We start from the raw sequence: 23,821 nt of genomic DNA on the forward strand, positions 1-23,821 counted from the left end.
GTATCTGGGGGGGCTCCGCCCCCCAGACCCCCCGTATCGCGCTTCGCGCTCGTCCTCAAGCGCCGGACGGGCTGAAAGCGGACTGAAAGATCTCAAGCGCCGGACGGGCTGACAGGCCTGAAGCGGACCTTCGCCGTGCCCGGGTCGGCCTGGGTGAGGCGGACGCGGAGTCGCTCGCCCAGGGGGAGGTTCGTCGTCCCGCCCTCGATGCGGGCGACGACCGCCGGGAACTCCAACTGCACGGTTCCGACGGTGGGTTCATGCTCGTGTACGTCCACCACGCAGCCCTCGAAGAGGTCGCCCACCCGGTCCTTGAGCAGCACGGCCTCCACGATGTCGACGCACTCGCGCTCGACCGTGCCCGCGCGCCGGGTGCCCTCCGCCATCTCCTTGGGGAGGTCGTCGAGGGCCGCGAGCACCCATTCCGGAGGTGATTGGCCGGTGGCGGCGGCGAGGCAGATCTCCGAGGCGTAGCGGTCGGCGAGGCGGCGCAGGGGGGCCGTGCAGTGGGCGTAGGGCGCGGCGACGGCGGCATGGGAGGTGACCTCCGGCAGGACCCCGTCCCGGAACACCGTGTAGCCCGCGCCGCGCAGCAGCGTCGTGCACTCCTGGAGGAAGGCCGCGTGGTCCGGCCGGTGCGGGTCGAGGGTGCGGATGAGCTGCGCGTACGAGACATGGTGCGGCCAGTCGATGCGCAGGGCCGTGGCCGTACGGCGCAGCCGGCCGACCGCGCCGTCGGGGGCGGCGGGCAGCGTGCGCAGCACCCCCGTGCCGTGCGCGAGCATCAGCGCGGCCGCCGTCATTCCGGTGAGCAGGGAGATCTGCGCGTTCCAGCCGTCGGCGGGCAGCGGGGCGCGGTACGCCGGTTCGTACGTCCCGTCCTTCTCGACGATCTCCTGCTCGGGCACGTTGAGTGAGATGCCGCCGCGTTCCACCTCCAGGCGCTCGCGCAGCACCCCGATGTCCTTGAGCAGGGCGACCGCTTCCTCCGCCGTCCCCGCGTCGATCCGCTCCTGAACGTGCGCGTAGTCCAGCTTGGCCCGGCTGCGGACGAGGGCGCGGCGGACGTCGGCCGACTGCGTACGGCCGTCCGCGTCGAGGTCGATCGTCCACAGCACGGCCGGGCAGGTCTGGTCCGGGAGCAGGCTGGCCACGCCCTCGGAAAGCCGCGTCGGGTGCAGCGGGACCTTCTCGTCGGGGAAGTAGAGGGTCATCACGCGCCGGTGCGCCTCGGCGTCCAGGGCACCGCCGGGGGTGACGAAGGCGGCGACGTCGGCGATGGCGTACCGGACGCGGTAGCCGCCGGGGCGCCGGGACAGGTGCATCGCCTGGTCGAGGTCGGTGGACGTCGGCGGGTCGATGGTGAACAGGGGGATGTCCGTCGCGTCGTACGAGGGGAGTCGGGGTGGCCGCCCGGCCTCCTCCAGCACCTCGGGCGGGAAGCTCTCGGGCACATCGAGCTCGGTACGCAGTGCGCGCAGCGCGGCCCGCAAGGGGGCCTCGGCTGCGCCGGTGACACGTATGGGGCGGCGAGGCATACAGCGAGCGTAGGCACAATCCGGCCCGTCCGGCGTGTGAGGAGGAGGCCGTTAGGCCGATACGGGGGTGCGGGGGCGGAGCCCCCGGGGGCGGGAGCGGCCCGACGGCACCCCTTAGGCTGGCGCCGGGCCAAGTCCACCGTGAGGAGAAACAACCGTGCTCGTGCTGCTGCCGCCCTCCGAGGGAAAGGCCCCCTCCGGCCGGGGAACCGCGCTGAAGCTGGAGTCGCTGTCCCTGCCGGGCCTCACCGAGGCGCGGCGGGCGGTCCTCGACGAGCTGGTCGAGCTGTGCGTGGGCGACGAGGAGAAGGCGCGCGAGGTGCTCGGACTGAGCGAGGGCCTGCGCGGCGAGGTCGCCAAGAACACGGGGCTGCGGACGGCGGGCGCGCGGCCGGCCGGGGAGATCTACACGGGTGTCCTGTACGACGCGCTCGACCTGGCCTCGCTGGACAGCGTGGCCAAGCGGCGCGCGGGCCGCTCGCTGCTGGTGTTCTCGGGCCTGTGGGGCGCGGTCCGGGTGAGCGACCGGATCCCCTCGTACCGCTGCTCGATGGGTGTGAAGCTGCCCGCGCTCGGGGCGCTGGGCGCGTACTGGCGTACGCCGATGGCCACCGCGCTTCCCGAGGCGGCAGGCGACGGACTCGTACTGGACCTGCGGTCCTCGGCGTACGCGGCGGCCTGGAAGCCCAAGGGCGAGGTCGCCGGGCGGACGGCGACCGTGCGGGTGCTGCACGCGCAGATGGTGAACGGGGTCGAGAAGCGGTCCGTCGTCAGCCACTTCAACAAGGCCACCAAGGGCAAGATCGTCCGCAGTCTGCTCACCGCCGGCGCGGCACCGAGGAACCCGGCGGAGCTGGTGGAGGCGCTGCGGGACCTCGGATACGTGGTGGAGGCGGTGGCGCCGGTCAAGGCGGGCAGGCCTTGGGCGCTTGACGTGGTGGTGACGGAGATCCACTGAGCGGCCTTCCGCCGTACGTCATCCGCTGAGCACCGTTCCGCCGCACGTCATCCGCTGAGCGCCCTTCGCCGCATGTCATCCGCTGAGCACCCCTCAGCCGTATGTTGCAACATGTGCAATGACCTTTGCGCATGTTGCTCACCCCGGGCAGGATGAGGGACATGACCTCGCCACTGCCCCCGTCTTCGCCTGCCTCCGTACTGGATCTCGCACCCGTCGTGCCCGTGGTCGTGGTCACGGACGCCGCCGATGCCGTGCCGCTCGCGCGGGCGCTGGTCGCGGGTGGGCTGCCGGCGATCGAGGTGACACTGCGGACGCCGGCCGCGATGGCCGCGATCCGAGCGATCGCTGCGGAGGTGCCGGACGCGGTGGTCGGCGCGGGCACGGTTCTTACGCCGCAGCAGGTGGCGGACTCGGCGGCGGCGGGCGCCCGCTTCCTGGTCAGCCCCGGCTGGACGGACGTACTGCTCGGAGCCATGGAGGCGTCCGGGGTGCCGTATCTGCCGGGGGTGTCCACCACGTCGGAGGTGGTGGCGCTGCTGGAGCGCGGCGTACGCGAGATGAAGTTCTTCCCGGCTCAGGCGGCGGGCGGTACGGCGTATCTCAAGTCACTGGCGGGCCCGCTCCCCCAGGCGCGGTTCTGCCCGACGGGCGGCATCGGCCCCGCCTCCGCTCCGGAGTATCTGGCTCTGCCCAACGTCGGCTGTGTGGGCGGGAGTTGGATGCTCCCCGAGGACGCGGTCGCGGCGCGGGACTGGGGGCGGATCGAAGCCCTCGCCCGCGAGGCCGCCGCGCTCAGGACACGCGGGTGACGGCCTTGGCTCAGGACCCCGGGTGACGGCCTTGGCCCAGGACACCCGGTGATCACCTTGGCCCAGGACACCCGGTGATCACCTTGGCCCAGGACACTCGGTTGATCACCTTGGCCCAGGACACCCGGGTGACACCTTGGCTCAAGACACCCGGGTGACGATCTGAGGACTCAGGACACGCGGATCACGACCTTGCCGAAGGCGACCCCGCTCTCGTAGTACGAGAACGCCTCGCGCACCTCGTCGCTGCCGAAGCCGAAGACCCGGTCGACGACGGGGCGCGTTCCGTGCAGCGTCAACGCCCTGTTCATCGACTCGAAGTGGGCCCGGCTGCCGACGAACACCCGGCGGATGGTCGCCAGGCTCGCCGCGTACGCCGCGTTGGAGATCTCGATACCGGGCCTGCGCGGGTTGCCGGTGATGAGGAGCACGATCTGGCCGTAGAGCGCGGCGGCGCGCATCGACTGCTCGATGGTGTCGGGGCCGTTGGTCTCGACGACCAGGTCGGCGCCCCGACCGCCCGTCAACTCCCGTACCTCGAGCCCCCATTCAGGGTTCTCGGCGTAGTTGACAACGTGGTCGGCGCCGAGCGCCTTGAGGCGGTCGGCCTTGACGGCGCTCGACGTCGTCGCGATGACCTCGGCGCCCAGCATCTTGGCGAACTGCACCACGAAGAGGGACAGCGCGCCGGTGCCGAGAGTAAGCACGCTCTGGCCGGGGGCGAGGCGCTCGCCGCCGGTGAGGGAGTGCCAGGCGGTGACCCCGGCGCAGGGCAGGCAGGCGCCCTCCTCCCAGGTCAGGTGGTCGGGGACGCGTACGGCGGCCTCCTGGTCGAGACGGGCGTACTCGGTGAGCATGCCGTTCAGGGTGGCGCCCGGCTGGTCGAAGAGGGCCGGGGTGATCCGTCCGTCGAGCCAGTTCGGGAAGTACGTGCTCGCCACCCGGTCGCCGACCGCGAACCGGGTCACCTCCGCTCCCACCGCGACGACCTCACCCGCTCCGTCGCTCACCGGAATCACGTCCGGCACTGCCTTCAGCGGGTACGTCCCGTTCAGGAGCAGGAGATCGCGCTTGTTGAGGGAGACGGCGCGGACGTGGACGAGGATCTCGCGGGGCCCGGGCTCGGGGCGGGCCGACTCACGCGGGACGATGCCGTCGATACGGCCGAGCATTTCGAGGTGGTACGCGCGCATGTCCGCTCCCTGGGGTCCAATGGGGGTCCGTGGATGCGTCCATGCTGCTCGGGCGGGGTACGGCGCTCAATTCCCGGCCGGGTATGACGGCGACGTCGTACCCATGACGTACAACTGATCCCATGACGGCCAGCATCTCCACCGAGCCTCCCGCCTTCGCCCGGGAGCTGTTGCGCTGGCGCACCACGCGCCGGGTCAGTCAGCTGGAGCTCGCCTCACGGGCGGGGACGACGCAGCGGTACGTCAGCTTCATCGAGCGTGGGCGCTCGGTGCCCGGCAGGGAGATCGTGGTCAGGCTCGCCGAATCGCTGGGCCTGACACTGCGGGAGCGCAACACACTGCTCCTGGCGGCCGGTTACGCGCCCGCGTTCGCCGAGTCGCCGCTCGACGCGGTCGCGCTGAGACCCGTACGGGAGGCGCTGGACAGCGTCCTCGAAGGGCATCTGCCGTATCCGGCGGTCGTCGCGGGGCCGCGGGGTGAACTCGTCGCGGCGAACGCGGCGTTCGACGTGCTCACCGAGGGCGCGGACGCGTCGCTCCTCGCACCGCCCGTCAATGTGCTGCGGCTGGCGCTGCATCCGCGCGGGATGGGGTCACGGGTGGTGAACCTGGACGCGTGGGGGCAGCACATCGTGGAGAACCTGCGCGCCCGGGCCGTACGCAGCCCCGATCCGCACCTCGACGCGCTGGCCGAGGAGTTGGCGGGGTATGTACCGGCGAGCGAGCCCGGCGCGGACTACCTCGGCTTCGCCGTACCACTGCGACTGCGCTGCCCCGAGGGCGAGTTGAGGCTGCTCACCACGCTGACGTCGTTCGCGACGGCGGTGGACGTCACGCTCGCCGAGCTCCACCTGGAGGCTTTCCTCCCGGCGGACCGGGAGACCGCCGAGATCCTGCGCGGCCGCGCCGCTCAGCGCAGGTGAGAGGTGTCGTTGAACAGCCGTACGCTCGCGTTGCCGTCCGCGTAGTACGCCACCGCCGAGAGCGAGGCCGCCGACAGCTCCATGCGGAACAGGGACTCCGGCGGAGCGCCGATGGCCAGGCGTACGAGGGTCTTGATCGGGGTGACGTGGGTGACGAGGAGAACGGTGCGGCCCGCGTACGAGGCGATGAGCTTGTCGCGCGTGGTCGCCAGGCGGCGGGCGGTCGCCGCGAAGCTCTCGCCGCCGCCGGTCGGTTCCGCCTTCGGTGAGGCGAGCCAGGCGTTCAGATCGTCGGGGTAACGCTCCCGCACCTCGCCGAATGTCAGCCCCTCCCAGGCGCCGAAGTCCGTCTCGCGCAGTCCGTCCTCGATGACCACGTCGAGCCCGAGGCGGGCGGCGACGGCTCCCGCGGTCTGCCGGGTCCGGGCGAGCGGCGACGACACGATGGCCTCGATGGTGCCGCGTGCGGCGAGCGCGGCGGCGACTCGTTCGGCCTGTTCCCGGCCCACGTCCGACAGCGACGGGTCGCTGCCGCCGCTGCCGGAGAACCGCTTCTGGGGGGTCAGCGGGGTCTCGCCGTGCCGCAGCAGTACGAAGGTGGCGGGGGCGCCCATGTCGGGGGCGGCGCCCCAGCCGACGGTCGGCGCGGGCGCCCCGGTCGGCGCCGTCGCCACGTTCCCCGCCGCCCGCACGTCGGCTCCGGCCTTCGCGGCTTCGCCACCGGGGTCCGTCTGTGACGGGGGGCCGCTGCGAGTCGCCAGACCGCCGGCCGGTGGCGGAGCCGCAGATGTCACAGCCCCGCGCCCCGGATGGGGCGCTCCCGTGCCCGGCGCTTCAGAGGCCACCGGGCTGCTGCCCGCACCCGCCAGCGCCGCCCGTGCCTTCGCGGCTTCGCCGCCGGGGTCCGCCTGTGACGGGGGGCCGCTGGGAGTCGCCAGGCGGCCGGCCGGTGGCGGAGCCGCGGATGTCACAGCCCCGCGCCCCTTGCGGGGCGCCAGCGCCGCGCGGGCCTTCGCCGCGCCCGCGGTCGCGTCGCCCGGCGGGCCCGGTGGCTCGGGCAGCGCGGACCGTGTTGCCGCCGCGTCCAGCTCCGCCGTGGAAGTCGACGGTGACCACTGCTCGCCGCGCCGTCCCGCGTCCATGGCCTCGTTGGCCAGGCGGTCGGCGTGTTTGTTGTGCTCGCGCGGGATCCACTCGTAGGTCACCTGCGCGGGCGGGAAGACCCGGGCCGCCTCGGCGGCCAGCGGTTTCATGTCCGGGTGCTTGATCTTCCAGCGGCCGGACATCTGCTCGACGACGAGCTTGGAGTCCATGCGGACCCGGACGCGCGCGGTGGGGTCGAGCTCACGCGCGGCCGTCAGCCCGGCCACCAGGCCCCGGTACTCCGCGACGTTGTTGGTGGCGATACCGATGTACCCGGCGCGCTCCGCCAGCGTCTGGCCGGTGGCCGCGTCGATGACCACGGAGCCGTAGCCCGCGGGTCCCGGGTTGCCCCGGGAACCCCCGTCGGCCTCGACGATGAACTCCCGCACGCGACAGGCTCCTTACAGACCGGACTCGGAGGTGCGCACCAGGATGCGGCGGCAGTTCTCGCAGCGCAGCACGGTGTCCGGGGACGCCGCCTTCACGTCGTTGACCTCGGTGATGTTGAGCTCGAGACGGCAGCCCTCGCAGCGGCGCTGGTAGAGCCGGGCGGCGCCGACGCCGCCCTGCTGCTCGCGCAGCTTGTCGTAGAGCTTGAGCAGGTCGGCGGGGATCGTGCCGGCGATGACCGAGCGCTCCTTGGTCGCCGTGGCGGCCTCGCCGTCGAGCTGCTCGAAGGCGGCGTCGCGGCGCCCGGTCGCGTCGTCGATCTTCGACTGCACGGAGGAGACGCGCTCGGTCAGCTCGGCGACCCGCTCCTGGGCGGACTCGCGGCGCTCCATGACCTCCAGGACGACGTCCTCGAGGTCGCCCTGGCGCTTGGCGAGGGAGGTGATCTCGCGCTGGAGGTTCTCCAGGTCCTTGGGCGAGGAGACGGCGCCGGAGTCGAGGCGCTTCTGGTCGCGGACGGCGCGCTGGCGCACCTGGTCGACGTCCTGCTCGGCCTTGGTCTGCTCGCGGGCGCAGTCGCTCTCCTCGGTCTGCGCGGCGACGAGCAGATCGCGCAGCTGGGTGAGGTCCTTGGTCAGCGACTCGATCTCGGCGTGCTCGGGCAGCGACCTGCGCTTGTGCGCGAGCTGCTGCAGACGGGCGTCGAGGGCCTGGACGTCGAGAAGTCGGATCTGGTCGGCGGGCGCGGCGTTCAGTTGGGGGCTCCTGATGTGTCGGTCGGTGAGGCCGCGTGGGCGGTCCAGGGGTCGGTGACCGTCTTGGAGACGTGGACCCTGAGGCCCCATCCGTGGCGGTCGGAGATCTCGTCGAGCTGGGCGGCGGCCAGCTCGCACCAGGGCCACTCGGTGGCCCAGTGCGCCGCGTCGAGCAGCGCGAGAGGACTGTGGGCGCGGTCCGCCATGAACTCTGCCGCAGGGTGATGGCGCAGGTCCGCGGTGAGGAAGGCGTCCACGCCGGCGGCGCGGACGTCGTCGAGGAGGCTGTCGCCGGAGCCGCCGCTGACCGCGAGGGTCCGTACGAGCGCCTCGGGGTCGCCCGCGACGCGGATGCCCTGCGCGGTGGCGGGCAGCCGCTCGGCGGCGCGGGCGGCGAGTTCGCGGACGGTCAGCGGGTGGTCCAGCTCGCAGACGCGGCCGAGGCCCCGGCAGCCTTCCGGGTCCGTCGGGTCCGGTACGAGGGGTCGCAGGACCCGCAGGTCCAGCGCGCCGGCGAGAGCGTCCGAGACGCCCGGATCGGCGCGGTCGGCGTTGGTGTGGGCGACGTGCAGCGCGACGTCGTTCTTGATGAGGGTGTGGACGGCCCGGCCCTTGAAGCCGGTGGCCGCCACCGTCGTCGTACCGCGCAGATAGAGCGGGTGGTGGGTGACCAGCAGGCCGGCTCCCAGCTTCACCGCCTCGTCGACGACGTCCTGGACCGGGTCGACGGCGAACAGGACGCGCGTGACCTCCTGGTCGGGGTCGCCGCAGACGGTGCCGACCGCGTCCCATCCCTCGGCCCTCTCCGGTGGCCAGAGGGCGTCGAGCGCGGCGATGACTTCAGACAGACGGGGCACGAGGAAAGGCTACCTGCCTTATGTCCGTGCCCGACCGGTCGCGGGTCACTCGACCAGCGCACGGACCGCGGGCGGGCGCAGGTCACCCGGGCTCCACCCTGCCTCCCCACCACCGTTCAGCACATCCGCCCCCGTTTCCTCAGGCGAATCCCGACATGGCCACCCTTATGTGTGAAGCGGCAGCCCGTCGGTCCCCCGTCTGTGCGTACGAAAACTAGCTTCGTCGCCGGAGGTGACCGAACGATGACGGTCTGTGCGACGGAGCGCGTGACGGAGAATGACGACGAGCACGAGGACGAGGACGAGGATGGCGTGCACGTCGAGAACTTCGAGCACATCGAGAAGGTCCAGCGCATCGACAACGTCGAGGACGAGTGGACCGCCCGTCCCGCCTGTGTGATCACCACTGACGGCACGTACGCGGCACGCCTCGCCCTCGACGGCGAGTCCTGGTATCCGGAGCGCTGGACGCTGGACGGCCCCGAGCCGTACGCCGTACCGCTGCCCGCCCACCAGCCGGAGGAGCCCGGCACCGAGGTGCTGCCGCTCACGGACGGAAGGGTGCTGATCCACCGGGTCGCGGACCGGCGGCATACGTTCTCGCTGCTCTACCCGACCGGACCCGGCACGGGCGAGCTGCTTCTCGGCGCGGTGGAGTGCCCCGACGAGGGCACCCGGCTGCGGCTGCTGCCGCCCGCGCCGGGCGGGGAGCGTGCGTACGCCCTCGCCGTGGGCCGGGGCTCCACGGCGGTGTGGCTGGTGGCGGGCGGCGCGTTCGGGCCCGAGCATCTGGCCGAGGTGCCGGGCCACTGCTCGGGCGGGGTGTGGCTGGGCGGCCCGGAGCGGCTGCTCGCCCTGGACCGTTTCCGGGACGGCCGCACCAAGACGGTGGTGGTGGACCTGGAGCGGGGCGGCGAGATGTCGCCACTGCTGCAGATCGCCGAGCACAGCGATGACCGTCTGCTCCTCGCGGACGCGGACAGCGGGCTCCTGCTCATCCGCTCCGACGCCGCGTCCCCGGGCCACCACCGGCTCGGCTGGGGCGTCCTGGGCAGCACTCTTCCGATCCGCTTCCCGGACTGTCTGCGCGCGACACAGTGCGCGGTCACCCCGTTCGCGATCCAGCCGGGCCAGGTGCTGACCCCCGAGACCTGCGCCGTCGCCCTGCGCATCGACGGCCCGACCGGAACCTGGCTGGGCATCTGGCGCCCCGCCGAAGGCCAAGTCCACCATCTGCCAGCCCCACCGGGCTGGTTGGCCGGGACGGGCCGGTGGACCACGGAGGGAGTGCTCCAACTGCCGTACGCCACAAGGACAGTGGCGTGCGGAGTGGCGCGGCTGGGCGCGCCCGGGCGGGCGGTGGAAGGGGAACGGGGCCCTGACCGGGACGACGCCGGTCCGGGCCCCGAGCCACGGACGGCGGCCCGTCCGGTCCCCCTGCAACAGGCGCCGTTGAAGGGCCGGGTGACCTTCCCCGCCCGCCCGGCGTTCGAGGGCGACACCGCCCGCTCCCCCGCTGAAACCCCGTCCATGACCGCCGGTTAGAATCCCCCGGCTGTAGAAGGATCTTGCATACGGGGTGAACACTTCAGATGAGCGACACCAACACCATGGAATGGCCGGTCACCACCTACGAGGACACGGCCCGCGACGAAGGCCACGGCAAGCACCGCGGCCCGGTCTCCGGCCACGACGACGAGGCGATCCCTCAGGGCCGCCACCGCAAGCCGTCCGACCAGACGGACTTGTCTGTCTGACGGACAAGCCTGCCTGACGGAGAGATCCGCCTGACGGCACGCTTGAACCGGCACACGGCCCCGCTCGCGCATGGCGAGCGGGGCCGTTTGGTACAGGGCTCCCCCAGGCCTCACGCGCGGGCGACGTCCGACTCATTGAGTCGCTCGTGTCTTTGAGGCACTCGTGTCATTGAGTCACTCGTGCCATTGAGTCACTCGTGCCATTGAGTCACTCGTGCCATTGAGTCACTCGTGCCATTGAGTCACTCGTGTCACTGAGTCACTCGTGTTTGAGCCCCAGTACCTCCGCCGCCGCGAACGTCTCGCCCGTCGGCCGGTCCGCGTAGTACGACGTGAGCAGCGTGTCCAGTTCGTCGTAGGTGAAGACGTCCTGCTTGGTGTCGAACTTGGCGGCCACCCGCGGGCGTTCGACGACGGCGACCATGCCGCCGTGCACGACGAGGAGCTGACCGTTGACGTGGGCGGCGGCGGGCGATGCCAGGTAGCCGACGAGCGGGGCGACATGCTCGGGCGCGAGCGGGTCCAGTCCTTCGTCCGGCTGCCCGAAGCCCGCGAAGACGTCCTCGGTCATACGGGTCCGGGCGCGCGGGCAGATGACGTTCGCCGTGACGCCGTACTTCGCGAGCGCCAGTGCCGTGGACGTGGTCAGCCCGACGATCCCGCCTTTGGCCGCCGCATAGTTGGGCTGTCCGGCGGAGCCCGCGAGGAAGGCCTCGGAGGAGGTGTTCACGATCCGCCCGTACACGGGTCCGTCGGCCGTCTTGGAGCGCGCCCGCCAGTGCACGGACGCGAAGTGGACCGTGTTGAAGTGGCCTTTGAGGTGCACCCGGACGACCGAGTCCCACTCGTCCTCGGACATCGAGAAGACCATCCGGTCGCGCAGGATGCCCGCATTGTTGACGAGGATGTCCAGCTTCCCGAACTCGGCGACCGCCAACGCGACGAGGGCGCCGGCCTGTTCGTGGTCGGACACATCGCCGGTGTGGGCGACGGCCCGTCCGCCCGCCGCGCGGATCTCAGCGGCGACCTCTTCGGCGGGTGTGGCCGACGCCTCGCCGGACCCGTCCCGCCCGGGCTGCCCGTAGTCGTTGACGACGACGGCCGCACCCAGCCGGGCGAGTTCCAGCGCCTCGGCCCGGCCGAGCCCGCGTCCGGCGCCGGTGACGATCGCGCTCAGCCCTTCAAGTGGCAGTGACATCAAGGTCCTTAACGGTTGGGAGGGTCAGATCTCGATGCACGTACGCAGGGCGGTGCCGCTGCGCATCTGGTCGAGGGCCTCGTTGACCTCGGCCAGCGGCACCCGGTGGGTGATCAGGCCCTCGAGGTCGATACGGCCCGCGCGCCACAGGGCGACGGTCCGCTCGTAGGACCGCAGGACGTCTCCGCCGCCGTACATCGAGGGCAGGATCCGCTTCTCGTCGAAGAACAGCTCGAACATGTTGAGCTGGAGGAAGTCGTCCATGGCCCCCGCGCCGACGACGACGAGGGTGCCGCCCCGGCGGGTGTGGTCGTAGGCGGTGCGCGCGGTGGCGGACTTTCCGACGACCTCGAAGACGTAGTCGAAGCCCTCGCCACCGGTCACCGACTGCTTGGCGTCGGCGAGTTCGTCGGGTGAGACCGCCTTGGTGGCACCGAACTTGAGCGCGGCCTCGCGGCGCGAGGCGACCGGGTCGACGGCGACGATCTCGGCGGCGCCCTTGAGTCGTGCGCCCTGGATCGCGGAGATGCCGACGCCGCCGCAGCCGATCACGGCGACCGACGAACCGGCCTCCACATCGGCGGTGTTGAGGGCTGCGCCCAGGCCGGTGGTGACGCCGCAGCCGATGAGGGCCGCGATGTCGTAGGGCACGTCGTCGGGGATGGGGACCGCGCAGCCCGCGTCCACGACGACCTCCTCGGCGAAGGTGCCGGTGCCCGCGAAGCCGAAGACGTCTCCCCCGGGGCGCCTGAAGTTGGGGGTGCCCGCGTTCATGAACCCGGCCAGGCACAGTTCGGTCTGGCCGCGCTTGCAGGCGGGACAGACTCCGCAGGCGGGCAGCCAGCAGACGACGACCCGGTCGCCGGGCTTCAAGTGGCTGACACCTTCGCCGACTTCGGTGATCTCGCCCGCGCCCTCGTGGCCGGGCACGAACGGCGCGGGCTGCGGCAGTACGCCGCTCATCGCGGACAGGTCCGAGTGGCACAGCCCGGTGGCCCGCACTCGAATCCTCACCTTGCCGGGTCCGAAGCCCACCGCCTCGATGTCGTCGAGGACTTCGAGCTTGTCCTGGCCTATCTCGTGCTGTACGGCTGCGCGCATGGTGCGGCTCCCCTCAGAAATGGGCTGGGCTCACGAGTGTTCGACGATGGTGTCGGCCAGCACCGGTGCGTCGTCGCGCTCCATCGCGCTCACCGCGACCTGGACCCCGCCGGTCCGCCGCCACATCCGGATGCGCAGGGTCTCGCCGGGGAAGACGACACCGGCGAAGCGTGTGGTGTATGAGCGGACGCGGGCCACATCGCCGCCGAGCACCGTGTCGACGACCGCCTTGAGCGTCATGCCGTACGTGCACAGCCCGTGCAGGATCGGCCGGTCGAACCCGGCGAGCTTGGCGAACTCGGGGTCGGCGTGCAGCGGGTTCCAGTCGCCGGAGAGCCGGTAGAGCAGGGCCTGCTCCTCACGTACCGGGCGCTCGACGACCCTGTCGGGCTCGCCCGTCGGCGGTTCGAGGCGCGCGGACGGCCCCCTGTCCCCTCCCCACCCGCCTTCTCCCCGTACGAAGATCTGGGCGTCGTTGGTCCACAACGGGCCGTCGGCGTCCGCGACTTCGGTGCGCATCACGAGGATCGCGGCCTTGCCCTTGTCGTACACGGCGGCGATGCGTCCGGTGGCGACCGCCTTGCCCTCGACCGGGATCGCGCGGTGCAGCCGGATGGTCTGGCCGCCGTGCAGGACGCGGGCGAGGTCGACGTCGACGCCGGGCATGGAGAGGCCGCTGATGACGCCCGGTGAGCCGGCGCCCGCGACGGTGGCGAAGCTCGGCAGGACGTGCAGCCGGGACTCGAGGGTGTAGCGCAGCTCGTCGGGGTCGGTCGCGGGGACACCCGCGCCCAGGCCCAGATGGTAGAGCTGGACGTCCTTGTGGCTCCAGGCGATCTCCCCGCTCCGGGGCTCGGCGGCGACGGCCTTGGCGGCGTCAATGGGCATGGGGCTCCTGATCACTAGGGCCGAAGACCTCGGTGCGGCCGTCCGCACCGTCGGCCGCACCGAGGTCGACACTGGGCCGAGGAACCGCCCGTTCTAGAACGCGTTCCAGTCCGGCGACCCCCTGTATAGCCCAGCGTCCAGTACTTGTGAAGACTACTGACGCCATGTCAGATCCGTCGGTCGTGGCAGCCGCGGGTCGTGGCAGCCACGCCATGTCGGATCGGTCGGTCATGGCAGCCGGCCGTGACATTTGTCCCGGCCGATTGCCTACAAGTGCATCTGCCGGGGCCGGCTTCCGGCTCATAGCGTCGTACTCATGACGCAGACGACTGGGACACGGCCCGCCGTGTCCTTCACGGGGGCGGTCAAGACCTTCGGCGACGTGCGCGCCGTAGCCGGGGTGGATCTTGACATCGGGCGCGGCGAGACGGTCGCACTGCTCGGGCGCAACGGCGCCGGGAAGTCGACGGCCATCTCGCTGCTGCTCGGCCTGGACGAGCCCGACGAGGGCTCGGTCGCGCTCTTCGGCAGGCCCCCCGAGGAGTCGGTGCACGCCGGGCGGGTCGGCGCGGTCGCGGTGCTGACCGCCTGGCTGCTGGTGTTCGGTTCGTACGCCGTGGTCTCCTACCGTCGGTCCGCGCGGACCGTCTGAACGGGGAGCAAAGACATGTCCTGGACGCGAGAGATCACCTGCCAGGTGAACGAATGGCGGGCGGCACGGGCGCGCTGGAAGGCCGACATGGAGCGGTTCAAGGCCGAGCAGCGGACCGCTCGCAGAAGTGGCGGGAAGATGCCCGAGAACCCGGGGCCGCCGGCCACCGGCTTCGCGCTGCTGCCGTGGCTGCTGATGGGCATGGGCGCCTTCTCCAACCTCTTCCAGGGTGAGACCCCGCAGCCCTGGATCGGCGGCACGGGCCTGCTCGCCTTCAACTCGCTCTATATCTTTGTGACGTTCCGCGCCTTCGTGAAGGAGAAGCGGGAGGCCCGCTCCACGCGGGTGGCGCTGGTGCTGATGGGCCTGGTCACCTGCGGGCTGGCCGCCGCGTACGGCGGCAGCTGGCTGTACTTCTTCCCGCTGCTCGGGCTGGCCGCCGGGGCCGTCGTGCGGGGCCCGTGGCTCGGTCAGATCGGCCTCGGACTGACCGTGCTCGCGGCGGTGGTCTCCTCGTTCCGGGCGGGCTGGGACGCGTTGAACGTCGCGTACGGCACGTTCCTGTCGACGATGGTGACGGCCGCGATCCTCTCCCTCGCCGATGCCGTACGCCAACTGCGCGCCGCCCGCGAGGAGTTGGCCCACCGTGCTGTCGAGGAGGAACGCCTGCGCTTCTCCCGCGATCTGCACGACCTGCTCGGCCACACGCTGTCGGTGATCGTGGTGAAGTCGGAGGCGGCCCGTCGGCTGGCCCCCCGGGACATGACGGCGGCGCTGACCCAGATCACCGACATCGAGTCGGTCGGCCGCCAGGCACTCACGGAGATCCGCGAGGCGGTCACCGGGTACCGCGAGGGCAGCCTCGCCACGGAAGTGGACCGCGCCCGTTCGGCGTTGTCCGCGGCGGGCGTCGAGCCGGTCGTACGGCGCTCGGGGCCGCCCCTCGTCCCGCGGACCGAAGCCCTGCTGGGCTGGGTGGTCCGCGAGGCCGTCACCAACGTCGTACGGCACAGCGGCGCGACCCGCTGCGAGATCACGCTCGACGGCACCCCCGACCGCGTCCGCCTCACCCTCACCGACAACGGCACCGGCATACCCGCCGCCGAACCCCAGCCCGGCATCGGCGGCACCGGCCTCAAGGGCCTGACCGAACGCCTCGCGACGGCGGGCGGGTCCTTGCGGGCCGGCCCGTCGCCGCGCGGCGGCTTCACGGTCACCGCCGAACTTCCGGTGGAGGGCGAACTCTCCCCGGAATCGGCGCAGCTACCACTCTCTAAGGCGCCCAGGGCGCGGTGACCACCCAGCTCACGTCGTCCGTCCACGAGGTGGCGCTGTCCCAGGTGTTCGATCCGCCGTCACTGGCGACGTAGACGTTGTAGTTGTAGTGCCGGAGGTATTTCGCCGGGTAGTTGTAGGACGCGAACGAGTACCCCTGGCCGTTCTTGCCCGACTGCGGACAGAAGGTCGCGTCGGATCTGAACTGCGCGGTGCCGGCCATGGGTTGCCGGTAGAGCTGGTAGTTGTAGTGCCGCAGGAAGTCGCCGGGGTAGTTGCGCGACTCGAAGGAGACGCAGGAGCTGTCGGCGAGACCCCGGCGCACGATCCAGGTGGCGTCGTTCTTGTCGAGGGTCGAACTGCTGGAGGTGATCTGCGAGACGACCGCCGCGTTGGTCTGGTGGCGGATGTAGTCGGTCGTGCAGCACGAGGTCGTCGCACGCAACGAGATCTCCGCACCCGGCGTCAGCGAGCCGGTGGTGCCGGTGGAGCCGCCGTAGCCGACGGAGACGATGTTGGCCTGCACGGTGTTGTCGGCGGCGTCCGTCGGGATGCCCGAGGTCATGACGCCCTCGAAGAAGGAGCCGATGGAGCCGTTGCTGTTGTCGCCGCCGGTGCCCAGGACGATCGCGCCCTCCTGGTGCATGGGCGAGTAGCCACTCGTGGTGGGTTCACCTCCGGAATAGGTGGTCGTGAGACTGCCCGATTGCGCATTGCCGTATTTCAGCGCGAAATGGTCCTGACCGTTGTTCTTCAGCAACGCGGTGACGAACGGTATCGCCCCGGTGCCGGTGTTGGACGAGTTCTTGCTGTAGCCGGAGTCCGACTGGAACAGCCCGTTCTCCAGGTCGGCCTGCACCCAGGGGCCCTGGCCGTAGCACGGCGAGAACCAGCACTCGGTGCCGAAGTTGATCGCGTCCATGTGGCCGTTGCCGGTGTCCTTGTTGTTGGTCTCGGCGTTGCCGTAGTCGAAGCAGCAACTGCCGTTCACATGGGTGCCGGACGTCACCATGTACATCCCCTCGGGCTGCCCGTTGACCGCGACGCCCGACGTGGAGTTGTTCCGGTAGCCCATGCCCGCCGAGATCTCCAGGCCGTAGACCTGATGCCCGCCGACGGTTACCGGCAGGGCATCCGCGGGCGCGCCGACATCGGCCGCTCCCGCGCCGCCGGCACCTTCGACGGTGAGGTCGTTGTGGCGCGCCGACTGATCGTAGATCTTGGTGACGATGCAGGTGGTGCCGGAGCAGAAGGAGTCCTGCGCGGCCGCGTTGGCGTAACCGCCGGCTGCCGGCACACCGATGTTCGCGGTGGCGCTGTCGGAGGCGCGCTGCACCTGATAGAGCGAGCCGCTGTATGACGAGTAGAGCGCTCTGACGAGGCTGTGCGCGGCGACACAGGGCGTGCCCGCGGCGGCGTAGATGTCGCAGGGGAGCGATCCCGCGGCCGCGGCCTGCGGCGCGCCGACGCCTATCGACAGGCCGACGGCGAGCGCGAGGGTCGCGAACGCCGACAGCAGGGACGTGGCTGCGCGTGTGAGGCGTGGTGATCGCGAGCGCCATAACTGCAAGAACACGGTGTACCTCTTCCGTTCCTGGTAGGCAGTGCGGGTACCTGGCCGAAATACCGAACGCCGTTCGGTCGATATGCCGAACCGATTCCCGGTCGAAATGTCGAACATTTGCGGACTCGAATCGGCACAGGAATGACAAAGAGTGGTCGCTGAATGCCGACCCGATTGTTTTCCCGGAGCCAGTGGCCGTCAAGACTCGCGGAGCCGAAGAAGGACGACTCTTTAATGAGCCGCGAGAGCGAGCGCTACCGGCCCGTCAGGGCCGGGCCCCACGCCTTACTCTTGGCCCCGTGAACGAGATGCCCCGGGATCACCGGCCCGCCAAGTCCATTCGCGTCCTGCTCGCCGAGGATCAGGGAATGATGCGGGGCGCGCTCGCTCTGCTGCTGGGGATGGAGGCGGACATCGAGGTGGTCGCCCAGGTCGCGGCGGGCGACGTGATCGTGGACGCGGCGCTGATCCACCGGCCGGATGTGGCGCTGCTGGACATCGAGTTGCCCGGGATGAGCGGGCTGGACGCCGCCGCCGAACTGCGCGAACAGGCGCCCGACTGCCGGGTGCTGATCCTCACCACCTTCGGGCGTCCCGGGTATCTGCGCCGGGCCATGGAGGCGGGGGCCGCCGGATTCCTGGTCAAGGACGGACCCGTGGAGGATCTGGCCAAGGCGATCCGGCGGGTGCTGACCGGCGAGACCGTCATCGATCCCGCGCTCGCCGCGGCCGCGCTGAGCGCCGGACCCAATCCGCTCACCGCCCGCGAGTGCGACGTACTGAAGGCCTCGGTCGACGGCGCGACCGTCTCCGACATCGCCTCGAAGCTCCACCTCTCCGAGTCGACCGTGCGTAACTACCTTTCCTCCGCCATCGGCAAGACGGGCACCCGCAACCGCATGGAGGCGATGCGGGAGGCCCGTCAGCAGGGGTGGCTGTAGCCGGACCCCGGCGCCGCTCACCTCACTTCGTCACCGCCACCGACTTGAAGCCCTTGCCCTCCGGGGCGAGGCACACGAACCAGTGCGGCCCGGAGCCCGCAACCGGGAGGATCTTGGGCTCGCGGTACTCCAGGAGGCCGTCGCCCCCAAGCCCCTTGCCGACGACGCTCGTTGTGCCGTCGTCCCAGGTGCAGGTGACCTGCCGGGCGGTCGGGGCGACCTTGCCGATCACGAGGCGCTGGGGTGCCTTCGATGTGCTGGGGCCAGGCGGTTCCAGCGCCATCGCGCCGGACACGACATCCTTGCCCGACATGCCGTCGCCCTTCTCGACCGCTCCTTCCATCACCATCCTCGGGAGCCCTTCTCCCACCCTCAGGGTGACGAAGAACCAGCCCTTGCCGCGATCCCCCATGGGCACCTCCTAGATGTTCAAAGGAGTCCATGAGGACCGGATTTCGTTGCCTCAACGAGCGGAAATCTTTCGCGGCAGCCACACCAGCATCAACACCGCTCCGCCCAGCAGCAGCCCCCCGCTGGTGCGGAACGCCAGCGCGTACCCCGCGGTCAGGGCATCCCCCGACGAGCTGCTCCCCGTACAGGACGCCGCGATCGTGGACATGATCGCGAGCCCGAGCGAACCGCCCATCACCCGGGAGGTGTTGACCAGCCCGGACACCAGCCCCGCGTCCGCCTGTGCCGCGCCGGAGGTCGCGAGCGCGGCGAGCGGGGTCGCGGCCAGTCCCGCGCCCGCCATCATCAGGATCCCCGGGACCATGATCGCCATCAGATACGAGCCGTCCGCCGTCATCGTCGACTGCCAGCCGAAGCCCGCCGCGGCCACCAGCGTGCCGAGCGCCGCCACATTGCGCGCCCCGACCACCGGCATGAAGCGCGGCGCCACCTTCGAGCCGAGGACGACCGCGAGGGAGCTCGGCACCAGCGCGAGCCCGGCGCCCAGCGGCGAGTAGCCGAGCACGTTCTGCGCGTACAGCGTCATGAAGAACCACATGCAGAACATCGCGGAGCCGGAGAGGAACATGGCCGCGTTCGCCGACGACACCGATCGCACCCGCAGCAGTGTCAGCGGCATCAGCGGTGCCTTCGTCCGCGCCTCGAGAAGGAGGAAGAGGCCGATGAGCGCGAGTCCGGCGCCGAGCGGCAGCAGAGTTGCCGCCGAAGCCCAGCCCTCCGCCTCCGTCTGCACGATCCCGTACGCCAGTGTCGCGAGCCCCGACGTCACCAGCAGCGCGCCCGGCAGGTCGAGGCGCCGCCCGTCGCCGGCCCGGCTCTCGACCAGCCAGCGGGCGGACCCGGCGAGCACCACCGCGCCGATCGGCACGTTGATGAGCAGCACCCACCGCCACGACAGCCCGTCGACCAGCAGTCCGCCGACGAGCCCGCCCGCCGCGCCGCCCCCGGCGCCGACCGCGGTCCAGGTCGCGATGGCACGCGCGCGTGCGGCGCCCTCCGGGACGGCCGAGGTCAGGATCGTCAGCGTCGAGGGCGCGAGCACGGCGGCGCCGAGCCCCTGTACGGCCCGCGCCAGCAGCAGTTGCCAGCCCTGCTGCGCGAGACCGCCGCCGAGCGAGGCCAGCGTGAACAGGGCGAGCCCCACCAGGAACATCCGCTTGCGCCCGTACAGGTCACCGGCCCGTCCGCCCAGCAGCATGAAACCGGCGAAGGCGATCGAGTACGCGTTGACCACCCACTGCAGTCCGGGGGCGCTCAGCCCCAGGTCGCTCCGCATGGACGGCAACGCGACATTGACGACGGACACGTCCAGCACGACCAGGAACTGCCCGGCGCACGCGAGCGCGACCACCACCCACGTGGGCGGAGCGATACGTCCGGATATATGGGTGTCGTCTTCAGCGGCTCGGAGCATGGGTGTCATGCTCTCAACCGGCCAGCGGTCCTTGCACCGGAATTTCGTCGCACCCCGGCAGACCTAGGAGCTCCTCAACCGCTGACGGCCTCAGGCCCGCATCCGCCGGGCCGCGTCGCCGCACCCCCGGCCTGCGTCGGGAGGAGGCGGCGCAGCTGGCGTACATCTCGACCGAGTACTACACGCGCCTCGAGCAGGCCCGCGCGCCCCGCCCGTCCCGCGAGGTGCTGGCCGGTATCGATCCCGAGCTGACCGCACTGGTGAGTGAACTCCTCGACGGCAGTGAGGAGTTCGCCGAGCTGTGGGCCTCGCACGACGTGTCCGTCGAGCCCACCCTGCGCAAGACCCTCCAGCACCCGCTGGTCGGCCCCGCGACCGTCAACTGCGACGTCCTGGACATCACCGACCGGGACCAGCGCGTGGTCATCTACACCGCCGACCCCGGCTCCCCGGCCGAGGAGGCGCTGCGGCTGCTGTCGGTCATCGGGACCCAGCGGATGGACGTACCCGGCTGACCGCCCGGAGCAGGGTGACCACCGCCGCCCCGCCCAGCCCGATGTTGTGCGCCAGCCCGACCCGTGCGCCGGGTGCCTGCCTGTGCCCTGCCTCGCCCCTCAACTGCCACACCAGTTCCGCCACTTGAGCGATCCCGGTCGCTCCCAGCGGATGCCCCTTGGAGATCAGTCCGCCCGACGGGTTCACCACCCATCGTCCGCCGTACGTCGTCGCCCCCGACTCGACGAGCTTGCCGGACTCCCCCTCCCCGCACATACCGAGCGCCTCGTACGTGAGCAGTTCGTTGACCGAGAAGCAGTCGTGCAGTTCTACGACGTCCACGTCCTCGATGCCGAGTCCGGACCGCTCGTACACCTGACGCGCGGCCTCCCGCGACATCGGCTGTCCGACGACGTCGATGCACGAGCCGGTCGCGAAGGACTCCTCGGTGTCGGTGGTCATCGCCTGGGCGACGATCTCGACGGCCTTGTCCGCCAACTCGTGCTGCTCCAGGAAGCGTTCCGACACGACCACTGCCGCGGCCGCTCCGTCCGAGGTCGGCGAGCACTGGAGCTTGGTCAGCGGCCGGTGCACGGTCCGGGCGGCGAGGATCTCGTCGACGGAGTACACGTCCTGGAACTGGGCGTACGGATTGTGCGCCGAGTGCCGGTGGTTCTTGGCGCCGACGGCGGCCAACTGGGCCTCGGTCGTCCCGTACCTCTCCATGTGCTCGCGGGCCGCGTCGCCGAAGATCTGCGCGGTGGGCGGGGACATCTCGAAGCCGTGCCGGGCGGCCATGATGCCGTAGTGCCGGGCGACGGGAGACGTCGTGAAGTCACCACCGTCGGCCCCGCCCCCCAACGCTCCCTTCTTCATCTTCTCGAACCCCAACGCCAGGACGCAGTCGGAGATCCCGCCCTCCACGAACTGCCGCGCCAGCATCAACGCGCTTGCCCCCGTGGCGCAGTTGTTGTTGACGTTGTAGACGGGCACGCCGGTCAGGCCCAGTTCGTAGGCGGCGCGCTGGCCCGCGGTGGAGGCCTGGAAGCAGTAGCCGACGGGGACCTGCTCGACGAGGTCGTAGGAAATCCCGGCGTCCGCGAGCGCGTTGGTCCCCGCTTCCCGCACCATGTCCCAGTACTGCCACTCCCGTGTCTCGGGCTTCTCGAACTTGGTCATCCCGACGCCGACGACGTACGCCTTCATGGCACTCCTAGTCTCGTGGCAGGCCGAGGATGCGCTCGGCGACGACATTGAGCTGAACCTGGGTGGTGCCGCCCGCGATGGTCAGACAGCGGGAGAGCAGGAAACCGTGCACGGCCCGCTCGCCCGCGCCCTCGCACAACGCACCTGCCGGACCGAGGAGTTCGAGCCCCAGCTCGGCGACCTTCTGCTGGTGCGCGGTCTGTATGAGCTTGCGTACGGAGGCGCCCGCCCCCGGGTCCACACCGGACACCTGCCGCAGGGTCGTGCGCAGCCCGATGCAGGTCAGCGCGTGTGCTTCGGCGAGCAGAGCACCCAGCCGCGCCCCGTCGAGGTCATCGGCCCGGGCGATCAGCGCCTCCAGATCCGTGTCGAAGGTCAACTGGTCGGCCATGTACACGCGTTCGTTGCCGAGCGTGTTGCGGGCGACCCGCCAGCCGTCGTCGATCTCGCCGACGACCGCGTCCGGGGGCAGCAGTACGTCGTCGAAGTACACCTCGTTGAAGAGTGAGTCCCCGGTGATCTCCTTCAGAGGGCGGATGTCGATGCCCTCCGTGTTCTTCATGTCGACGACGAAGTACGTGAGCCCCTTGTGCTTGGGCGCCGCCGGATTCGTCCGGGCGAGGAGGATCCCGTAGTCGGCCCACTGCGCCGAACTCGTCCACACCTTCTGGCCGTTGATCCGCCAGCGCCCGTCGGCGGTCCGCTCGGCGCGGGTGCGCAGGGAGGCCAGGTCTGATCCGGCGCCCGGCTCGGAGAAGAGCTGGCACCAGAGCAGGTCCCCGCGCAGGGTGGGCAGCAGACAGCGATCCTTCTGCCGGTCGGTTCCGTACGCGATCAGGGACGGCACGACCCACGTGGCGATCCCGAGATCACTGAGCCTTACGCCCGCCGCCGCCAACTCCTGCTGTATGACCAGCTGGTGGACGGGTCCCGCACCGAGACCGTGGGGCGGGGGCAGGTGCGGGGCGGCGTAACCCGTGGGCGCCAGCAGGCGCCGTACGGCCGCCGGATCGAGGCCGCGGGCTCCTTCGATCACCTCCCGGGCCCGCGCCCGGTGCGCGGACGCCTCCTCGGGCAGCTGAAGGCGCAGCTCCCGCCGTACGCCGTCCCGCGCGAGCCGGGCCGCCCGCCGCAGGTGCCCGGCGCCGGCCCCGAGCAACTGGCGCGCCACCACCGCCCGGCGCAGATACAGATGGGCGTCGTGCTCCCAGGTGAAGCCGATCCCGCCGAGGATCTGGACGCAGTCCTTGGCACAGGAGCAGGCGGCGTCGAGCGCGGTACCGGCCGCCAGCGCGGACACCAACTCCTTTGCCGCATCCCCCTCTTGTATCGCCCGGGCCGCGTCCCATGTGAGCGCCCGCGCCTGCTCCAGCCGTACGAGCATGTCGGCGCACAGGTGCTTCACGCCTTGGAAGTGGCCGATGGGGCGGCCGAACTGTTCGCGGACCTTGGCGTACTCCGAGGCGGTCTCCAGCGCCCACGTGGCGGTGCCGCAGGCGTCCGCGGCGAACACGACGGCGGCGAGATCGCGGACCGTGGTCGAGTCGACGGTGAGGACGCGATCGGCGGGGACCCGCACCCCGTCCGCCCGGACCTCGGCGCACGCCCGCGTCGGATCGGCGCTCTCGTGCGGCCGTACGAGGAGGTCGGCGGCGTCCACGGCCAGCCACACGGCGCCTCCGGCCGATTCCGCCGCCAGGATCAGCAGATCCGCGTCGGCGCCGGACAGCACGGGCGGCGCGGTCCCGTCGAGCACGTACCCGGCGTCCGCCGCGACGGCGGTCAGGGAGCCCGCGCCCAACGCCACCGCCCCGACGCGCTCCCCGCACCCCAGGGCCCGCACGAGACGCTCCGAGCCCTGCGCGTCCCCCGCGCCCGCCAAGACCACCGACGCCAGCACGCTCGCCATGTACGGCCCGGGTAACGCAGCCCGCGCGGCCTCCTCCACGACGACGGCGAGGTCGACGAGGTCGCCGCCGCCACCGCCGTACGCCTCGGGAAGATGCACGGCGAGCAGCCCCTGCCCGCCGAGTGGGTCCCAAGAGGACGGTCTGCCGCTCGCGGGCGCGTCGAGCAGTTTGCGGATCTCCTCGGGCGGCACGGCCCGCGCGATCCAGCCGCGTACGGCCTCGGCCAGTTGCCGTTGCTCCGGTGTGATCGCCATACCCATGCGCGCCTCCCCAAGGCCCAAGGTGCGCGCCAGACTAGAACACGTTCCATTCTGACGGTAGGTCAGATCCTCATGAGAAGGTCAAGAATTCGTTAGTACGCCAAAGCATCGGAATAGTTG

The 23,821-nt window shown here is 71.2% G+C and carries 20 protein-coding genes and 2 pseudogenes; 9 read left to right on the forward strand and 13 right to left on the reverse strand.

Annotation, left to right across the window (positions count from 1 at the left end; genetic code table 11):
* Positions 1-92 precede the first annotated feature (92 nt).
* Positions 93-1,538, reverse strand: coding sequence for an RNB domain-containing ribonuclease (locus tag AB0D27_RS19215; RefSeq protein ID WP_362509760.1), 1,446 nt, complete (start codon positions 1,536-1,538; stop codon positions 93-95).
* A gap of 157 nt (positions 1,539-1,695) precedes the next feature.
* Here AB0D27_RS19215 and yaaA point away from each other — a divergent pair, with 157 nt between their 5' ends.
* Positions 1,696-2,496: a peroxide stress protein YaaA gene (gene yaaA, locus AB0D27_RS19220; protein WP_362509763.1), complete on the forward strand. Its 801-nt coding sequence runs from the start codon at positions 1,696-1,698 to the stop codon at positions 2,494-2,496.
* Positions 2,497-2,657: 161 nt separating this feature from the next.
* Positions 2,658-3,308: a bifunctional 4-hydroxy-2-oxoglutarate aldolase/2-dehydro-3-deoxy-phosphogluconate aldolase gene (eda, locus tag AB0D27_RS19225; protein ID WP_362509766.1), complete on the forward strand. Its 651-nt coding sequence runs from the start codon at positions 2,658-2,660 to the stop codon at positions 3,306-3,308.
* A gap of 170 nt (positions 3,309-3,478) precedes the next feature.
* Here eda and AB0D27_RS19230 read toward each other — a convergent pair whose 3' ends face one another.
* Entirely contained in the window at positions 3,479-4,501 is a 1,023-nt protein-coding gene (locus tag AB0D27_RS19230; protein ID WP_362509769.1) for an NAD(P)-dependent alcohol dehydrogenase, read from the reverse strand.
* 122 nt (positions 4,502-4,623) lie between these two features.
* Here AB0D27_RS19230 and AB0D27_RS19235 point away from each other — a divergent pair, with 122 nt between their 5' ends.
* Positions 4,624-5,424: a helix-turn-helix transcriptional regulator gene (locus tag AB0D27_RS19235; RefSeq protein ID WP_362509772.1), complete on the forward strand. Its 801-nt coding sequence runs from the start codon at positions 4,624-4,626 to the stop codon at positions 5,422-5,424.
* Here the strand turns inward: AB0D27_RS19235 and AB0D27_RS19240 are convergent.
* From AB0D27_RS19240 to AB0D27_RS19250, 3 genes are read right to left on the reverse strand one after another with little or no spacing between them, the layout of a single operon-like run.
* Complete coding sequence (locus tag AB0D27_RS19240; protein WP_362509774.1) at positions 5,412-6,956, reverse strand: bifunctional RNase H/acid phosphatase; 1,545 nt, start codon at positions 6,954-6,956, stop codon at positions 5,412-5,414. The two genes, AB0D27_RS19235 and AB0D27_RS19240, sit on opposite strands and share 13 nt — an antisense overlap.
* A gap of 12 nt (positions 6,957-6,968) precedes the next feature.
* On the reverse strand, positions 6,969-7,712 hold the full coding sequence (locus AB0D27_RS19245; protein WP_362509910.1) for a C4-type zinc ribbon domain-containing protein: 744 nt from the start codon (positions 7,710-7,712) through the stop codon (positions 6,969-6,971).
* Positions 7,709-8,569: a Nif3-like dinuclear metal center hexameric protein gene (locus AB0D27_RS19250; protein WP_362509777.1), complete on the reverse strand. Its 861-nt coding sequence runs from the start codon at positions 8,567-8,569 to the stop codon at positions 7,709-7,711. The genes AB0D27_RS19245 and AB0D27_RS19250 overlap by 4 nt, the downstream gene beginning before the upstream one ends.
* 267 nt (positions 8,570-8,836) lie before the next feature.
* On the opposite strand from AB0D27_RS19250, the gene AB0D27_RS19255 reads away from it, so the two are divergent.
* The gene (locus AB0D27_RS19255) at positions 8,837-10,114 is read left to right on the forward strand and encodes a hypothetical protein (protein ID WP_362509780.1); all 1,278 of its coding nucleotides are present in this window, start codon (positions 8,837-8,839) and stop codon (positions 10,112-10,114) included.
* A gap of 47 nt (positions 10,115-10,161) precedes the next feature.
* Complete coding sequence (locus AB0D27_RS19260; protein WP_362509783.1) at positions 10,162-10,326, forward strand: hypothetical protein; 165 nt, start codon at positions 10,162-10,164, stop codon at positions 10,324-10,326.
* 259 nt (positions 10,327-10,585) lie between these two features.
* Here AB0D27_RS19260 and AB0D27_RS19265 read toward each other — a convergent pair whose 3' ends face one another.
* From AB0D27_RS19265 to AB0D27_RS19275, 3 genes are read right to left on the reverse strand one after another with little or no spacing between them, the layout of a single operon-like run.
* Positions 10,586-11,524: a 3-oxoacyl-ACP reductase gene (locus AB0D27_RS19265; protein WP_362509786.1), complete on the reverse strand. Its 939-nt coding sequence runs from the start codon at positions 11,522-11,524 to the stop codon at positions 10,586-10,588.
* Positions 11,525-11,548: 24 nt separating this feature from the next.
* Positions 11,549-12,625, reverse strand: coding sequence for a Zn-dependent alcohol dehydrogenase (locus tag AB0D27_RS19270; RefSeq protein ID WP_362509789.1), 1,077 nt, complete (start codon positions 12,623-12,625; stop codon positions 11,549-11,551).
* Between the two features lie 30 nt (positions 12,626-12,655).
* Positions 12,656-13,513, reverse strand: a complete 858-nt coding sequence (locus AB0D27_RS19275; RefSeq protein ID WP_362509792.1) for a MaoC/PaaZ C-terminal domain-containing protein — start codon at positions 13,511-13,513, stop codon at positions 12,656-12,658.
* A gap of 316 nt (positions 13,514-13,829) precedes the next feature.
* Here AB0D27_RS19275 and AB0D27_RS19280 point away from each other — a divergent pair.
* Together AB0D27_RS19280 and AB0D27_RS19285 are read left to right on the forward strand one after the other, a co-directional pair.
* Positions 13,830-14,087 (forward strand): annotated as a pseudogene (locus AB0D27_RS19280) (ATP-binding cassette domain-containing protein); the annotation flags it as partial.
* 93 nt (positions 14,088-14,180) lie between these two features.
* Positions 14,181-15,461, forward strand: coding sequence for a sensor histidine kinase (locus AB0D27_RS19285; RefSeq protein ID WP_362509795.1), 1,281 nt, complete (start codon positions 14,181-14,183; stop codon positions 15,459-15,461).
* Here AB0D27_RS19285 and AB0D27_RS19290 read toward each other — a convergent pair.
* Positions 15,439-17,016, reverse strand: coding sequence for an alpha-L-arabinofuranosidase B (locus AB0D27_RS19290; protein ID WP_362509798.1), 1,578 nt, complete (start codon positions 17,014-17,016; stop codon positions 15,439-15,441). The genes AB0D27_RS19285 and AB0D27_RS19290 overlap by 23 nt on opposite strands.
* Positions 17,017-17,312: 296 nt before the next feature.
* Here AB0D27_RS19290 and AB0D27_RS19295 point away from each other — a divergent pair, with 296 nt between their 5' ends.
* Positions 17,313-17,945, forward strand: coding sequence for a response regulator transcription factor (locus AB0D27_RS19295; RefSeq protein ID WP_362509913.1), 633 nt, complete (start codon positions 17,313-17,315; stop codon positions 17,943-17,945).
* A 22-nt stretch (positions 17,946-17,967) separates the two neighbouring features.
* Here AB0D27_RS19295 and AB0D27_RS19300 read toward each other — a convergent pair whose 3' ends face one another.
* Both AB0D27_RS19300 and AB0D27_RS19305 read right to left on the reverse strand, forming a co-directional pair.
* Positions 17,968-18,357, reverse strand: a complete 390-nt coding sequence (locus AB0D27_RS19300) for a hypothetical protein (protein WP_362509800.1) — start codon at positions 18,355-18,357, stop codon at positions 17,968-17,970.
* A 51-nt stretch (positions 18,358-18,408) separates the two neighbouring features.
* Positions 18,409-19,839 carry an MFS transporter gene (locus AB0D27_RS19305; RefSeq protein WP_362509803.1) on the reverse strand — a complete coding sequence of 477 codons (1,431 nt, stop codon included), beginning with the start codon at positions 19,837-19,839 and terminating at the stop codon, positions 18,409-18,411.
* A gap of 95 nt (positions 19,840-19,934) precedes the next feature.
* Between AB0D27_RS19305 and AB0D27_RS19310 the strand changes: the two are divergent.
* Positions 19,935-20,345 (forward strand): annotated as a pseudogene (locus tag AB0D27_RS19310) (helix-turn-helix domain-containing protein); the annotation flags it as partial.
* Here AB0D27_RS19310 and AB0D27_RS19315 read toward each other — a convergent pair.
* Both AB0D27_RS19315 and AB0D27_RS19320 read right to left on the reverse strand, forming a co-directional pair.
* Positions 20,311-21,531: a lipid-transfer protein gene (locus AB0D27_RS19315; protein ID WP_362509806.1), complete on the reverse strand. Its 1,221-nt coding sequence runs from the start codon at positions 21,529-21,531 to the stop codon at positions 20,311-20,313. The pseudogene AB0D27_RS19310 and the gene AB0D27_RS19315 overlap by 35 nt on opposite strands.
* 7 nt (positions 21,532-21,538) lie before the next feature.
* Positions 21,539-23,701: an acyl-CoA dehydrogenase gene (locus AB0D27_RS19320; RefSeq protein WP_362509809.1), complete on the reverse strand. Its 2,163-nt coding sequence runs from the start codon at positions 23,699-23,701 to the stop codon at positions 21,539-21,541.
* Positions 23,702-23,821 lie beyond the last annotated feature (120 nt).

Source organism: Streptomyces sp. NPDC048415 (genome assembly GCF_040651675.1).
In the GTDB taxonomy this organism is placed as follows: Bacteria; Actinomycetota; Actinomycetes; order Streptomycetales; family Streptomycetaceae; genus Streptomyces.

Coding starts and splice junctions, on each gene's coding strand:
- AB0D27_RS19230 (WP_362509769.1), bottom strand. CDS start 4,501: ATGCGCGCGTACCACCTCGAAATGCTCGGCCGTATCGACGGCATCGTC.
- AB0D27_RS19260 (WP_362509783.1), top strand. CDS start 10,162: ATGAGCGACACCAACACCATGGAATGGCCGGTCACCACCTACGAGGAC.
- AB0D27_RS19235 (WP_362509772.1), top strand. CDS start 4,624: ATGACGGCCAGCATCTCCACCGAGCCTCCCGCCTTCGCCCGGGAGCTG.
- AB0D27_RS19275 (WP_362509792.1), bottom strand. CDS start 13,513: ATGCCCATTGACGCCGCCAAGGCCGTCGCCGCCGAGCCCCGGAGCGGG.
- AB0D27_RS19265 (WP_362509786.1), bottom strand. CDS start 11,524: ATGTCACTGCCACTTGAAGGGCTGAGCGCGATCGTCACCGGCGCCGGA.
- AB0D27_RS19285 (WP_362509795.1), top strand. CDS start 14,181: ATGTCCTGGACGCGAGAGATCACCTGCCAGGTGAACGAATGGCGGGCG.
- AB0D27_RS19215 (WP_362509760.1), bottom strand. CDS start 1,538: ATGCCTCGCCGCCCCATACGTGTCACCGGCGCAGCCGAGGCCCCCTTG.
- AB0D27_RS19320 (WP_362509809.1), bottom strand. CDS start 23,701: ATGGGTATGGCGATCACACCGGAGCAACGGCAACTGGCCGAGGCCGTA.
- AB0D27_RS19305 (WP_362509803.1), bottom strand. CDS start 19,839: ATGACACCCATGCTCCGAGCCGCTGAAGACGACACCCATATATCCGGA.
- AB0D27_RS19270 (WP_362509789.1), bottom strand. CDS start 12,625: ATGCGCGCAGCCGTACAGCACGAGATAGGCCAGGACAAGCTCGAAGTC.
- eda (WP_362509766.1), top strand. CDS start 2,658: ATGACCTCGCCACTGCCCCCGTCTTCGCCTGCCTCCGTACTGGATCTC.
- AB0D27_RS19295 (WP_362509913.1), top strand. CDS start 17,313: ATGCCCCGGGATCACCGGCCCGCCAAGTCCATTCGCGTCCTGCTCGCC.
- AB0D27_RS19300 (WP_362509800.1), bottom strand. CDS start 18,357: ATGGGGGATCGCGGCAAGGGCTGGTTCTTCGTCACCCTGAGGGTGGGA.
- AB0D27_RS19315 (WP_362509806.1), bottom strand. CDS start 21,531: ATGAAGGCGTACGTCGTCGGCGTCGGGATGACCAAGTTCGAGAAGCCC.